The sequence below is a fragment of the Streptomyces sp. BR123 genome, assembly GCF_013401435.1.
Lineage (GTDB): Bacteria > Actinomycetota > Actinomycetes > Streptomycetales > Streptomycetaceae > Streptomyces.
Window position 1 is genome coordinate 1 of record NZ_JACBGN010000207.1, and the last position, 13,184, is coordinate 13,184.

The 13,184-nt window shown below is 73.7% G+C and carries 15 protein-coding genes; 8 read left to right on the forward strand and 7 right to left on the reverse strand.

Annotated elements, in window-relative coordinates:
• Nucleotides 1–23: 23 nt before the first annotated feature.
• A complete protein-coding gene (locus tag HYE82_RS26090) occupies nucleotides 24–959 on the reverse strand; it encodes a LysR family transcriptional regulator (RefSeq protein ID WP_179176604.1) in 936 nt (311 codons plus the stop codon).
• A gap of 208 nt (nucleotides 960–1,167) precedes the next feature.
• Here HYE82_RS26090 and snpA point away from each other — a divergent pair, with 208 nt between their 5' ends.
• Nucleotides 1,168–1,836: a snapalysin gene (gene snpA / locus HYE82_RS26095; protein WP_179176605.1), complete on the forward strand. Its 669-nt coding sequence runs from the start codon at nucleotides 1,168–1,170 to the stop codon at nucleotides 1,834–1,836.
• Between the two features lie 91 nt (nucleotides 1,837–1,927).
• Here the strand turns inward: snpA and HYE82_RS26100 are convergent, their stop codons facing one another.
• From HYE82_RS26100 to HYE82_RS26115, 4 genes are all read right to left on the reverse strand, one after another.
• Entirely contained in the window at nucleotides 1,928–2,158 is a 231-nt protein-coding gene (locus tag HYE82_RS26100; RefSeq protein WP_179176606.1) for a hypothetical protein, read from the reverse strand.
• 64 nt (nucleotides 2,159–2,222) lie between these two features.
• Entirely contained in the window at nucleotides 2,223–2,807 is a 585-nt protein-coding gene (locus tag HYE82_RS26105; protein WP_179176607.1) for a dihydrofolate reductase family protein, read from the reverse strand.
• Nucleotides 2,808–2,877: 70 nt separating this feature from the next.
• Nucleotides 2,878–3,486 carry a GNAT family N-acetyltransferase gene (locus tag HYE82_RS26110; protein WP_179176608.1) on the reverse strand — a complete coding sequence of 203 codons (609 nt, stop codon included), beginning with the start codon at nucleotides 3,484–3,486 and terminating at the stop codon, nucleotides 2,878–2,880.
• Nucleotides 3,487–3,707: 221 nt separating this feature from the next.
• Nucleotides 3,708–4,772 carry a family 2 encapsulin nanocompartment cargo protein polyprenyl transferase gene (locus HYE82_RS26115; protein WP_179176609.1) on the reverse strand — a complete coding sequence of 355 codons (1,065 nt, stop codon included), beginning with the start codon at nucleotides 4,770–4,772 and terminating at the stop codon, nucleotides 3,708–3,710.
• 225 nt (nucleotides 4,773–4,997) lie between these two features.
• Here HYE82_RS26115 and HYE82_RS26120 point away from each other — a divergent pair, with 225 nt between their 5' ends.
• The 4 genes from HYE82_RS26120 to HYE82_RS26135 all read left to right on the forward strand — a co-directional run bounded on the left by HYE82_RS26120 (nucleotide 4,998) and on the right by HYE82_RS26135 (nucleotide 8,993).
• Nucleotides 4,998–5,456 carry an Rrf2 family transcriptional regulator gene (locus HYE82_RS26120; RefSeq protein WP_179176610.1) on the forward strand — a complete coding sequence of 153 codons (459 nt, stop codon included), beginning with the start codon at nucleotides 4,998–5,000 and terminating at the stop codon, nucleotides 5,454–5,456.
• Between the two features lie 159 nt (nucleotides 5,457–5,615).
• Complete coding sequence (locus tag HYE82_RS26125) at nucleotides 5,616–6,812, forward strand: globin domain-containing protein (RefSeq protein WP_179176611.1); 1,197 nt, start codon at nucleotides 5,616–5,618, stop codon at nucleotides 6,810–6,812.
• Nucleotides 6,813–6,964: 152 nt separating this feature from the next.
• Nucleotides 6,965–7,555, forward strand: coding sequence for an N-acetylmuramoyl-L-alanine amidase (locus HYE82_RS26130; RefSeq protein ID WP_179176612.1), 591 nt, complete (start codon nucleotides 6,965–6,967; stop codon nucleotides 7,553–7,555).
• A gap of 490 nt (nucleotides 7,556–8,045) precedes the next feature.
• Entirely contained in the window at nucleotides 8,046–8,993 is a 948-nt protein-coding gene (locus HYE82_RS26135) for a pyridoxal-phosphate dependent enzyme (protein WP_309144451.1), read from the forward strand.
• Between the two features lie 112 nt (nucleotides 8,994–9,105).
• Here HYE82_RS26135 and HYE82_RS26140 read toward each other — a convergent pair whose 3' ends face one another.
• Nucleotides 9,106–10,692: a Na+/H+ antiporter gene (locus HYE82_RS26140; protein WP_179176613.1), complete on the reverse strand. Its 1,587-nt coding sequence runs from the start codon at nucleotides 10,690–10,692 to the stop codon at nucleotides 9,106–9,108.
• Nucleotides 10,693–10,766: 74 nt separating this feature from the next.
• Here HYE82_RS26140 and HYE82_RS26145 point away from each other — a divergent pair, with 74 nt between their 5' ends.
• From HYE82_RS26145 to HYE82_RS26155, 3 genes are all read left to right on the forward strand, one after another.
• The gene (locus HYE82_RS26145; protein WP_179176614.1) at nucleotides 10,767–11,027 is read left to right on the forward strand and encodes a UBP-type zinc finger domain-containing protein; all 261 of its coding nucleotides are present in this window, start codon (nucleotides 10,767–10,769) and stop codon (nucleotides 11,025–11,027) included.
• A 204-nt stretch (nucleotides 11,028–11,231) separates the two neighbouring features.
• Nucleotides 11,232–11,645 carry an anti-sigma regulatory factor gene (locus tag HYE82_RS26150; protein ID WP_030291315.1) on the forward strand — a complete coding sequence of 138 codons (414 nt, stop codon included), beginning with the start codon at nucleotides 11,232–11,234 and terminating at the stop codon, nucleotides 11,643–11,645.
• Entirely contained in the window at nucleotides 11,642–12,667 is a 1,026-nt protein-coding gene (locus tag HYE82_RS26155; protein WP_309144452.1) for an RNA polymerase sigma factor SigF, read from the forward strand. The genes HYE82_RS26150 and HYE82_RS26155 overlap by 4 nt, the downstream gene beginning before the upstream one ends.
• A gap of 101 nt (nucleotides 12,668–12,768) precedes the next feature.
• Here HYE82_RS26155 and HYE82_RS26160 read toward each other — a convergent pair.
• The coding region (locus HYE82_RS26160; protein ID WP_179176615.1) for a hypothetical protein at nucleotides 12,769–13,184 on the reverse strand (416 nt) is incomplete at its 5' end.

Here is a 13,184-nt window from a genome sequence, read left to right on the forward strand (position 1 = left end):
GGGAAGGGCGGGGGTCCGGCGGGCTACGAGGCGGCCAGCAGGGGGCTCGCGTGGTGGTGCAGCCAGGCCCGGTACGGCGGGGCGCCCAGGGCGGCCTCGCGGTAGGCGGCGCGGAGGTCCTCGTAGGCCTCGGCGTGCTCGCCGGGCCGGGTCGCCAGCAGCAGCCGGACGGCCAGGGGGTCGCCGGCCAGGGGCCGGATCGCCATGTCGGTGCGCGGCCCCGAGGTCGGCTGGCAGGGGGCGACGGCCTCACCGGAGACGATCAGCGAGGCCGCGGTGTGGTAGTCGGCGTGCAGCACGGGCGGGTCGACCCCGGCCCCGGCGAACACCCGGCGCAGGCCGTCCCACTCGCCGTCCACGGAGGGGTCGACCGTCCACCGGTCCTCGGCGAGGTCCCGCAGCTCGACCACCGGCCGGGCGGCCGCCGGGTGGTCCAGGGACATCGACACGAACTGCGGCTCACGCTCCATCAGGACCCGTATCTCCAGGCCGGGCGGCACCCGCAGCGGGCTGCCCTCCACCTCGTGGACGAACGCGACGTCCAGCCGGCCCGAGGCGACCATCCGCAGCAGGGCGTGCGGGGAGCCGTCCACGACCAGCGAGGTCTCGGTGTCGGGCCACCGCCGGTGCAGCCGGCGCAGCCAGCCGGGCAGGGCGCGGCTGGCGGTCGAGCCGAGGCGCAGCCGCGGACCGCGGGCCATGGCCTGGGCCTCGGCGACGAGGGCGGCCATGCCGTCGACGAGCGGGCGGGCCCGGCCGAGGACGGTGCGGCCGAAAGGCGTGGGGCGACATCCGGTCCGTTCCCGCAGGAACAGTTCCCCGTCCAGGGCTCGTTCGATACGGCGCAGCTGGGTCGTCAGGGAGGGCTGGCTCACGCCGAGCTGCCGCGCCGCCTTGTGCAGGCTGCCGGCGTCGGCGATGGCGCACAGTGCGCGCAGGTGCCTCACCTCGAGCTCCATGTCCCGAGGGTAGGGCGGCCGCCGCACACTTCACCAGCCACTGACACCCCATCGAATCACGCCATTCTCAAGGAAGTTGGCCTGTGGACACCCTCCCGATAGGACGGCGTTATCGCTGGCTGACATCATCCGCCCAGCCCTCCGGCTCCCGCAGACTCCGGTACCGAACGACCCACCCCCCGCACCGGATCGAGGAGGAGCCCCCCACATGCGCCACTCCCGTATGCCCCGCAAGAGCCTGCCGGCAGCCGTCGTCGGCCTGGCCCTCGCCGCCGCCCTCGGCGCTGTCGTCCCCACCGCCAGCGCCGCTTCCGCCCCGGCCGGCAGCGCCGAGACCTACGCCGCGTACGAGCGCTCGCAGGAGAACCAGTCCGCCAACAAGGCGTTCTTCGAGGCCGTGCAGCGCTCGGTGGCCGAGCAGCGCGCCGCGAACCCGGGCGCCCTGGTCGTGACCGTCACGTACAACACCCGCAACGCGCCGAGCTTCCGCTCCCAGATCTCCCGCTCCACCCAGATATGGAACAGCTCGGTGTCGAACGTGAGGCTCCAGGAGGTCTCCTCCGGCGGGAACTTCGCGTACTACGAGGGCAACGACTCGCGCGGCTCGTACGCGAGCACCGACGGGCACGGCCGCGGCTACATCTTCCTGGACTACCGCCAGAACCAGCAGTACGACTCCACCCGCGTGACCGCGCACGAGACCGGCCACGTCCTGGGCCTGCCCGACCACTATTCGGGCCCCTGCTCCGAACTGATGTCGGGCGGCGGGCCGGGCACCTCGTGCACCAACGCCTACCCCAACGGCGCCGAGCGCTCCCGGGTCAACCAGCTGTGGGCCAACGGGTTCGCCGCCTCGGGCCTGGGAACGAAGGGCTGACGCCCGGCAGCGCGAAGCGGGGGCCGCCTTCCGGGACCTTCCGGGACCTTCCGGGATTTCCGGGACGGCGGCACCCTGCACCGGCCCGGGGCTAGGTCAGACTGTCGGCCTCGGGCGCGTACTCCGGGCAGTCCGGGTTCCGGCAGGGACCCGGCACCCATTCCGGGATGTAGATCCCGAGCGCTTTCCGCCGCCGGACGAGCGTGTCGACGGGGCGCCCGCAGGCCGGGCACGTGCGCTGCTCGTGCCCGGCGTGCGGGGCGACCACCGCGGGCGTGTGCGGCGGCGGGTGGCGCTCGGAGTGTCGCTGTTCACCGGCCATACCTCCACGGTAGGCCGGTTCCGCGCGTTCGGCGGGCCCGCGGGCCCGCCGGTCCGCCGAAGGCTCAGCGCTTGCGCGCGTACGTGGCGATCGTCTGGCCGCCGCCGTAGGTCGTGAAGCCGGTCAGCTCCAGCGCCCGCAGCCCGAAGCCGGCGCGGGACATCGGCATGCCGGAACCGAGGAAGACCGGGTAGGTCTTGACGACGAACTCGTCGATCTCCTCGACCAGCTGCCCGGCCAGGTCGGCGCCGCCGCAGAGCCAGATGCCCAGCCCCGGCTCCTCCTTCAGCCGGCGCACCTGCGCCACGACGTCGCCGCCGATCACCTTCACCGCCGGGTCGGGCGCGGTGGCGAGCGACCGGGAGGCCACGTACTGGTCGAGGTGCGCGTACGGGCTGGTGAACCCGGCCTTGAGCCCCGGTTCGTAGGTGCCGCGGCCCATCACGACGGTGTCGAAGTGGCGGGCCCGGAAGTCCTCGGGGATGCCGAACATCGCGTGGGCGTGCGTGGGCAGGGTCTCGGGGTACTCCGCCGCGAGGGCGGCCGTGTACTCGGGGTCCAGCCACTGGTTGAAGAAGTCGCCATCGCCGTCCGGGGCTCCGATGAAGCCGTCGACGGACGTGGCGATGAAGTACGTGAGCTTGCGCAAGCGGGTCTCTTTCGTCGGTGGGTGCCGCCGCTCCGGGGCACGTCAAGCAAAGTACTCCAGTCACAGTGCTTTAGGCAAGCGGCTGCGGCTTGCGCCACATCGGCCACATCAGGGGCCCCTCCGGCAGCCGCACCGCCTCGCCGGTGAACTCCCAGCCCAGCCGCTCGTACAGGCGCATGCTGCGCTCGCTGCTCGCCTCCAGGTACGCCGGCACGCCCTCCCGGTCGCAGCGCTCCAGGACCGGCCGCATCAGCCGGGCCCCCAGCCCCTCGCCCTGCCGCCCCGGGGCGACCGCGATCATCAGCAGGTACTCGTGCTCCTCGGACGTCGGGTGCACCGCCCCCGTGAGCCGGCCGACCAGCTCGCACCGCTCGTTGTCCGGGTCCGCCGCCGCACGCATGCGGGCCGGGACGTCGTCCTCGGCGGCCCCCTCCTCCGGCTCCCCCGCCGGGACCCGCAGCCACAGGGCCGCCGCCGAGCCGTCCGCGGCGTAGTCGATCCGGCCCTCCTCCAGCGCCACGTCGACGAAGACCCCGAGGAAGGCGCCGTGCACGGCGGCCCGGTGCTCCGGGTCGGGGAAGACCCAGCTGCTCACAGGGTCCTCGCGGAACGCCTCGTCGAGCAGCCGCGCCACCGCGTCCCGGTCCGCCTGGTCCGCTCGGCGTATCTCCAGCACCACTGGTCACACCCTTCGCTCACGCGTCAACAACCGCAAGCGATCCTAGAGTTGGGCCGACGGCGACAGAAAGCCCTGTTCCGGCACCATGCGGTGCCGGAACAGGGCTTGCGCACCACCCGTTCCGCGGTACCGCGCCCCGCAGGGGGCGCGGGAAACTCCGCGACCAGCCCCCACCGGCCCGTGGTGTCATGACCGGACTGCCGGCGCAGCGCTCGGCGGGTTCACCGGGTCCGGCGCGTGACGAACTCCGCCAGCGCCAGCAGCCCGCCCGCCGCCCCGAGGTCCGGGACCGCCCGGGACAGCTGCCGGACCGCCCGGCCCATGCGGTCCGCGGCATGGGCCTGCGCCCAGTCCCGCCCGCCGGCCCGCTCCACGGCGTCCGCGGCGCGCCGTACGTCGTCCCCGGCCATGGGGCCCGCGTACAGGGCGGCCAGCTCCTCGCCCGCCGCGGTGCCCGAGGTGAGGGCGGCCACGACCGGGAGGGACTTCTTGCGGGCGATCAGGTCGGCCCCGGCGGGCTTGCCCGTGTGCCCGGGGTCCCCCCAGATGCCGAGCAGGTCGTCGATCAGCTGGAAGGCCAGGCCGGCCTCCCGGCCGAAGGCGTCCAGCGCCTCGACCTCGTCCGGCCCGGCGCCGGCGTACAGCGCGCCGAGCGCGCAGGCGCAGCCCAGCAGCGCCCCGGTCTTGGCCGTGGCCATGGCCAGGCACTCGTCGAGCGGGACGTGCGGCCGCTGTTCGAAGGCGCAGTCGGCCTGCTGGCCCGCGCACAGTTCGATCACGCAGGACGCGAGCCGCGCGGAGGCGGCCGCCGCGGCGGGGTGCGGGTCCTCCACCAGCAGCCGCAGCGCGAGCGCGGCCATCGCGTCGCCCGCGACGACCGCGTCCGGCAGCCCGAACACGGTCCAGGCCGTGGCCCGGCCGCGCCGCGTCACGTCCTCGTCGATGACGTCGTCGTGCAGCAGCGTGAAGTTGTGCGCGACTTCCACCGCCGCCGCCGCCCGTACCGCCCCGTCGGGCACACCGCCGGCCGGGCCGTCCCCGCCCTCGCGCAGGGCCCGGGCCGCGGCGAGCACCAGGGCCGGCCGGATGGCCTTGCCCGCGCTGCCCGCGGCCGGGGTTCCGTCCGCGTGCTCCCAGCCGAAGTGGTACATGGCGACGCGGCGCATGGGGCCGGGCAGGCCCTCCAGCGCCCGGCGCAGCTCCGGATCGACCGCCTCCCGTGCCCGCTCCAGCAGGGCCGCGGCCTCCTGCCCCTCGCCCGTCGCGATCGCCTCGGTGGTGCCCATGACCGCCCCCGATCCTTTCGGCCACTCCGTGGATCCACAGGAGAAGCCTTTCAGCACACTGTGCGGTGAGACCATTACACAAACGGGTGGACTGCGCCGCCGAAGCGCTGGGCACCCTCCGGAGTTGACCGTCTCCCCATGAGCCCCGCCCGACACGGCTGCCCTCCGGGCGACGGCCGCGGCCACTAACTTGAATTCAAGATGCAAGTTTTCTACGGTGCCGCCATGCGGCTGACCCGATTCACCGACCTGGCCCTGCGCACCCTGATGCGCCTGGCCGTCGTGGAGGACGACCTCCCCACCACGCGCGACGTGGCGGCGTCGATGGAGGTCCCGTACACGCACACGACCAAGGTCGTCGCCCGGCTGCAGCACCTCGGCCTGATCGAGGCACGGCGCGGCCGCGGTGGCGGGCTCGCACTGACCGCGGCCGGGCGGGCCGCCTCGGTGGGCGCAGTGGTCCGCGAACTGGAGGGTGCCGGAGACGTCGTGGAGTGCGAGGGCACCACGCCCTGCCCGCTGCGCGGCGCCTGCATCCTGCGCGGGGCACTGCGCCGGGCGCAGGAGGCGTTCTTCGCGACGCTCGACCCGCTCACGGTGAACGACCTGGTCGCGACGCCCACGGGTCCCCTTCTTCTGGGCATTTCGAGCAGCAGGGCCACGGGGTGGGCCGAAGGTCCCTGAGCGCGGGGCCGGACGGCCGGTTCGGACCGGCCGGGCGGGGCCCTACGGTGATTCCGGGCGATGACCCGAACGGATGCACCCCGCCCGAACCCGTACACAAAAACTTGCATCTGACATGCCAATTAACTGCACCACTCCCATCAAGGCGAGGACCTTCTGATGCTTTCCGCGAAGTCGGCAGAGACCGTACGCGCCACCCTGCCCGCCGTGGGCGCCGCCATAGGCGAGATCACGGAGCTGTTCTACGCGAAGCTCTTCACGGCCCACCCCGAGCTGCTGCGGGACCTGTTCAACCGCGGCAACCAGAACGCCGGCCTCCAGAAGCAGGCACTCGCCGGCTCCATCGCCACCTTCGCGACCCACCTCGTCGCCCGGCCCGACACCCGCCCCGACGTCATGCTGAGCCGCATCGCGCACAAGCACGCCTCGCTGGGCGTCACCCGCGAGCAGTACCCGATCGTCCACAAGTACCTCTTCGAGGCGATCGTCGACATCCTCGGCGAGGCCGTCACCCCCGACGTCGCCGAGGCCTGGGACGAGGTCTACTGGCTGATGGCCAACGCGCTCATCACCATCGAGGAGCGGCTCTACGCCGAGCAGCAGGTCCTCGCCGGCAACGTCTGGCGGCCGTGGACGGTCACCGGCCGCGTCGCGGAGACCGCCGACTGCACCACCTTCCGCCTGACCCCCGCGGACGGCGCCCCGGCCCCCGACTTCAAGCCCGGCCAGTACGTCTCGGTCCAGGTCGAACTCCCCGACGGCGCCCGCCAGATCCGCCAGTACAGCCTGACCGGCGCACCCGCCGCGCCCGAGCGCACGATCACGGTCAAGCGGATCCACGGACCGTCCGCCCTCGGCCCCGACGGCGAGGTCTCGAACCACCTGCACTCCCGGACGGAGGTCGGCGACACCCTGCACCTCTCGGCCCCGTACGGCGACCTGGTCCTGCAGGACACCGATGCCCCGCTGCTGCTCGCCTCCGCCGGCATCGGCTGCACGCCGATGCTGTCGATGCTGGAGCACCTGGCGGAATCCGGGCACACCGCCCCGGTCACCGTCCTGCACGCCGACCGCTCCCCCGCCGACCACGCGATGCGCGACGACCACCGCGCGCTGGCGCTCAAGCTGACCGACGCCACCGCCCGGTTCTGGTACGAGGCCGATGCCGAACCCGGCGACGACGAGGGCCGCATGGACCTCACGGACGTACCGGTCGCCCCGGGCACCCAGGCCTACCTGTGCGGGCCGCTGCCCTTCATGCGGGCGGTGCGCGAGCAGCTGCTCGCCAAGGGCGTACCGGCCGCGGACATCCACTACGAGGTGTTCGGCCCGGACCTCTGGCTGGCCTCGGAGTAACAGCCGGGACGAGCGGGCCGGTCGGGACGAGTGTCCGGATCGGCTCGCTCGCTGTACGAATGCCCTAGCCATGGAAAGACCTCCTCCGTTACACCGGGTGTAACGCTGCGGCCACGCAAGGTGACCGCAACGGACCCGCAAAGGAGGCGGCCATGGCCGCACCCATGTCAGCGGACCGATTCATCGACGCACTGCGCAACGAGGGCCTGACCACCGTCGAGGTCGGCGCCTGGCGCACGCACAACCGCAACCACAAGGGCCCCTGGGGCCCGGTGCACGGGGTGATGATCCACCACACCGTCACCCGCGGTACGGCCAATACCGTCGAGCTCTGCCGGACCGGCACCGCGGACCTGCCCGGCCCGCTCTGCCACGGCGTCATCACCAAGGACGGCCGGGTCCACCTGGTCGGCTACGGCCGGGCGAACCACGCGGGCGCGGGCGACGCCGACGTCCTGGCGGCCGTCATCGCCGAGAGGCAACTGCCGCCCGACATACAGGCCGACACCGACGGCAACCGCTACTTCTACGGCTTCGAGTGCGAGAACCTCGGCGACGGCGAGGACCCCTGGCCGTCGGTCCAGCTCGACGCGATGGCCCGCGCCGCGGCCGCAGTGTGCCGGGTGCACGGCTGGACCGAGCGCTCGGTGATCGGCCACCTGGAGTGGCGCCCCGGCAAGATCGACCCGAAGGGCTTCACCATGGCCTCCTTCCGCGACCGCGTGGCCGAACGCCTCGATTGACTTCCGCTCCCCGCCCTGACGGCCGGGGATTCCGCACGTGCGCACGCGGACGTGGACGGGCCCGGGGCCGTCCTTCACGAGGTCGGCCCGAACCGGCCGCTGCGGTGGAAGGACGGGCCGAACCCCGCGGCCCGGCACTCCGGCACGCCGACGCACTTCGGTGCCTCCCCTCCGTGCGGCTGGAGCTCTGCTGTGCGCGCCTGAGCTGCCGGCGGCGCATGAGTCCCGCCGCCGGATGCCGCCGGAGCCCTTGACCGCTCGTTCCGCACAGGGACGTTCCCCAGGCCGTGGGACGTCCCGAAGCGGGAAAGCGTGCGAGGTTGAGCCGTCACGGACCGCGCGCGCCACTCGCGGGCGTGGTCCCCGGCCCGCTGGACGACGGCGCACAAGGCAGTCCGGCCCGCCCGCTGCGGCTCCCCCTCAGGGCCCGAAGGCCGTGGACGGGGCTCTGACGTGCGAGGGCCCGGCACGGGCAGCGCACAATGGGCGGGTGGAACACCCCCCGAACCTCGATGCGCTGCTGCAGGACCGGCCCCCGTCGCCGCTGCAGGAGATCCACGACGAGCGGTTCGAGCGGCACGGGGTGCGGCTGGTGCTCAAGCGGGACGACCTCGTGCATCCGGAGCTGCCCGGCAACAAGTGGCGCAAGCTCGCGCCCAACCTCCGGGCCGCCGTCGCCGGCGGCTACCCGGGGCTCGTGACCTTCGGCGGGGCCTTCTCCAACCACCTGCGTGCCACTGCCGCGGCCGGACGGCTGCTCGGGCTCGCCACCACCGGCATCGTGCGCGGGGACGAGCTGGCCGGGCGGCCGCTCAACGAGTCCCTCGCCCGGTGTGCCGCCGACGGGATGCGGCTGCGCTTCGTGACCCGGTCCGCGTACCGCCGCAAGGGCCTGCCCGAGGCGGCGCGGCAGCTGATCGCCGAGGCCGGGGCCGCGGGTGCGTACCCCGTCCCCGAGGGCGGCAGCAACGCACTCGCCCTGCACGGGTGCGCCGGGCTCGGCCGTGAGCTGCACGGCGTGTCCGACGTGGTCGCGGTGGCCTGCGGCACCGGCGGGACCCTGGCCGGGCTGGCGGCGGGCCTGGCCCCCGGGCAGCGGGCCCTGGGGGTGCCCGTCCTTGCCGGCGGCTTCCTGGCCGCGGAGATACGTTCCCTCCAGGAGCAGGCCTTCGGCGGCCCGGCCGGGGACTGGAGCCTGGCCGAAGGCTTCGACCACGGCGGCTACGCCCGCGTACCGGCCGCCCTGGAGGCCTTCGCCGCGGACTTCGAGGACCGCCACGGCCTCCCCGTCGAGCGGATCTACGTGGCGAAGCTGCTGTGGGCGCTGGCCGAGCTGGCGGCGGCCGGCGCCTTCCCCGCCGGGAGTTCGGTCGCCGCCGTCGTCACCGGCCGGCCCGCGGATCCCGAGCCCGTCCCCGCTCTCCCCCCGGCCCCCTGAGCGGCCCGAAGGGGCGCGGGGAACCGGTGACCGGCCGCAACCCGGCCGCAGACGGCCGCCCGCCAGACGGGCAGACGAGCGCCCGGGGCGTCGCGGCACCCCCGAGGAGCGCTCAGGTCCCCTCCGAGGCCTCGCGGTACGCCGCCGCCTCCTCCAGGTCCAGCCGGCGCAGCAGCACCCGCAGCATCTCGTCGTCGATCCGCCGCAGGTCCCGCAGCGACACGAACACCTCGCGCTCGGCCTCGATCATCTCCCGCGAGAGCCGGCGGTAGACGTCGTCCGCCGACTCCCCGGTGAGCGGGTTGACCTCGCCCAGCCGCTCCCACACCGCGTTGCGCCGCCGCTCCAGGACGGTGCGCAGCCGCTCCGCCAGCGGCGGGGGCAGGGCGTTCTCGGGCTCGGCCAGCAGTTCGTCGAGCCGCTCCTCCGCCGCCCGCGAGGCCTCGCTCTGGGCCTGCGCCTCGGCGAGCGTCTCCGCCGTGGTGTCCCGTGCGGGCAGCCGCAGCAGCCGGATCAGCGGCGGCAGGGTCAGCCCCTGCACCACCAGGGTGCCGATGACCGTGGTGAAGGTGAGGAAGAGGATCAGGTCGCGGTGCGGGACGTCCATCGGCACCGAGAAGGCGATCGCGAGCGAGACCACGCCCCGCATGCCGGCCCAGCCCACCACGACCGGCGCCTTCCACGTGGTGTCCGGCTCCCGCGCGCGGATCCGTGCCGAGACCCAGCGCGGCACGAAGGTGGCCGGGAACACCCACAGGAACCGGGACACGACCACCACCAGGAACACCAGGGCCGCGTACCGGAGGGCCTCCCCGCCCTCGTACTCCACCAGCCCCTTCAGCACGACCGGCAGCTGGAGCCCGATCAGCGCGAACACCACGGACTCCAGGACGAAGGCGACCATCTTCCACACCGCCTCCTCCTGGAGCCGGGTCGCGAAGTCGACCTGCCAGTTGTGGTGCCCGAGGTACAGCGCCACCACGACCACCGCGAGGACGCCCGAGGCGTGCACCCGCTCGGCCGCCGCGTACGCCACGAACGGGATCAGCAGCGACAGGGTGTTCTGCAGCAGCGGCTCCCGCAGCCTCGTGCGCAACTGGTGGATCGGGACCATCAGCACCAGGCCCATGCCGACCCCGCCGACCGAGGCCAGCAGGAACTCCGCGATACCGCCGGCCCAGCCGGCACCGGCGCCGACGGCGGCGGCCAGCGCCACCTTGTAGGCGGTGATCGCGGTCGCGTCGTTGACGAGGGACTCACCCTGCAGGATGGTCGTGATCCGGTTCGGCAGCCCGAGCCGTCGGGCGATCGCGGTCGCGGCGACCGCGTCGGGCGGGGCGACCACCGCGCCCAGCACCAGCGCCACCGGCAGCGACAGCCCCGGCACCGCCAGGTACACCGCGTACCCGACCGCCAGCGTCGCGAAGAGCACGTAGCCGACGGACAGCAGCGCGATCGGGCGGGCGTTGGCCCGCAGGTCCAGGTACGAGCTGTCCACCGCGGCCGTGTACAGCAGCGGCGGGAGCAGCAGCGGCAGCACGATGTGCGGGTCGAGGACGTACCCGGGCACCCCGGGGACGTACGAGGCCGCGAGCCCGGCCGCGACCAGCAGCAGCGGGGCGGGCACCGGCGTCCGGCGCGCGATGCCCGCGACGGCGGCGCTGACCGCGACCAGCGCCACCAGCGGCAGTACCTCCATCGACAACCCACCTTCGCTCGTCGTGGCTGATCGGACTTCCTCGGCGGCGCCCGCACGTCAGTACGCTGGCCATCATGAGCGAGTGCACCCACGTTCCCGAACTGCCGCGCCCCGAGCCCGTGCCGACTGCCCAGACCTGCCCCGAATGTCTGGTGCTCGGCAGTCACCCGGTGCAGCTGCGGATGTGCCTGTGGTGCGGGTACGTGGCGTGCTGCGACTCCTCTCCGCACCGGCACGCGTCCGCGCACTACCGGACCACCGGCCATCCGGTCATGCGCAGCTTCGAGCCGGGAGAGACCTGGCGGTGGTGTTTCGTCGACGGTTCGATCGTCTGAGGCGGGGTAGGTCAAACCTCCGCCGGCTCCCCGGATTTGGGCCCGCAGACCCCTAGCCACTGTGCGTACCCGTAGGCATACCATCTGTCACCGGCCGTAGGCGTGGGTGTCCTGATCGGGCTCCGTGAGGGGTGCCGCGACACGATCGCCCGGATCGCGGTAGCGTCACCGGCGAAGAGAGCTCGTACCACCTTGGAGGTGAGGGTGTCCCAGATCGCAGGCGAGCCCGGGACCCAGGACTTCGTGGAAGTCCGGCTGCCGGCTGCGGGTGCCTACCTGTCGGTGCTGCGAACGGCCACGGCCGGCCTCGCGGCACGTTTGGACTTCACCCTCGACGAGATCGAGGATCTCCGTATCGCGGTGGACGAAGCCTGCGCGATCCTGCTCCAGCAGGCCGTGCCGGGCTCCGTCCTCAGCTGCGTGTTCCGGCTGGTCGACGACTCGCTGGAGGTGACCGTCTCGGCGCCCACCACAGACGGCCGCGCGCCGGAGCGCGACACGTTCGCCTGGACCGTCCTGTCGGCGCTGGCCGGCAAGGTCGAGTCCACGGTCGAGGAGGACAAGACGGTGAGCATCAGCCTCTACAAACAGCGCGGCGCGGGTCCAGGCCCGGCGTGAGCGGCGGGGAGACCCCGGTGCGGGGCGGGGACCGTCCCGGGGTACGACACGAGGTCGACGGCGGCATCCCGGAGCAGCAGCGCGCCCGGCCGCACCCGGCTGACGCGGATGCGGAACACGGCTTTTTGGACTCGGCGGAGCGACGGGCGGGCCCCATGAGCGAGAACCAGCACAAGGAACCACAGGCGTCCCAGCCACCCGCGGCCGCCGGCCCGGCCGCGGGCCTGGACCTGGACACCGACGCGGCGCTGCCGCCGCTGCCGGATCCGCGCGACCGCAGCGGCGCGCGGGCCCTGTTCGTCGAGCTGCGGGCGCTGCCCGACGGCTCGCCGGAGAAGGCGGAGCTGCGCAACCGGCTCGTACGGATGCACCTGCCGCTGGTCGAACACCTGGCCCGGCGGTTCCGCAACCGCGGCGAGCCGCTCGACGACCTGACCCAGGTGGCGACGATCGGCCTGATCAAGTCGGTGGACCGGTTCGACCCGGACCGCGGGGTCGAGTTCTCCACGTACGCGACACCCACCGTGGTCGGGGAGATCAAGCGGCACTTCCGCGACAAGGGCTGGGCGGTACGGGTCCCCCGGCGCCTTCAGGAGCTGCGGCTCTCGCTGACCACGGCCACGGCCGAGCTGTCCCAGCAGCACGGCCGCTCCCCGACGGTCCACGAACTGGCCGAGCGGCTGGGGATCTCGGAGGAGGAGGTGCTGGAGGGGCTGGAATCGGCCAATGCCTACAGCACGCTCTCCCTGGACGTCCCGGACACCGACGACGAGTCGCCGGCGGTCGCGGACACCCTGGGCGCGGAGGACGAGGCGCTGGAGGGCGTCGAGTACCGCGAGTCCCTCAAGCCGCTGCTGGAGGGGCTGCCGCCGCGGGAGAAGCGGATCCTGCTGCTGCGCTTCTTCGGCAACATGACGCAGTCGCAGATCGCGCAGGAGGTCGGCATCTCGCAGATGCACGTCTCCCGCCTGCTGGCCCGCACCCTGGCCCAGCTCCGCGAAAAGCTCCTGGTCGAGGAGTAGCCGCCTGCCGTCTGCCGGTCACCCGGCGTGCGGGCCGAGGGGGCGCGGGCTTCTGCGCCCCGGAGGTGGCGGCCCTCCCGGACGGAGTCCGGGGGAGGGTTCTAAGAGGCGGTCCTGCCGATGCCGAGGGCTTCGGTTGCCGTCGGGTTCACCAGGAGGGCCACCACCGCGACGGCGGTCGCGGCCAGGGCCGCGGCGGCGGCGATCATCGCACCGCCCGTGGTGTAGAGCGTCCAGGCCACCGGCAGCGCCATCAGCTGCGTGATAAGCGCGGGCCCGCGGCTCCAGCGCCGGGCCAGGCGCAGCCCGCGGGCGGCAACCAGCGGCAGGGCGGCCAGGGCGATCAGCGTCAGCCCGCCCGTCTCCGCCTGCTGCGGGGAGTCGGCGTCGCCGGCGATCCCGACGAACAGCATGTAGATGCCGAGGCCGGCGAGGGCCAGCCCTTCGAGGGCGGTGAGCGCGGCGGCGGCGGTGAGCCGGCCGGGCAGCGGGGCGGTCGGCTGGTCCGGGGCGGGGG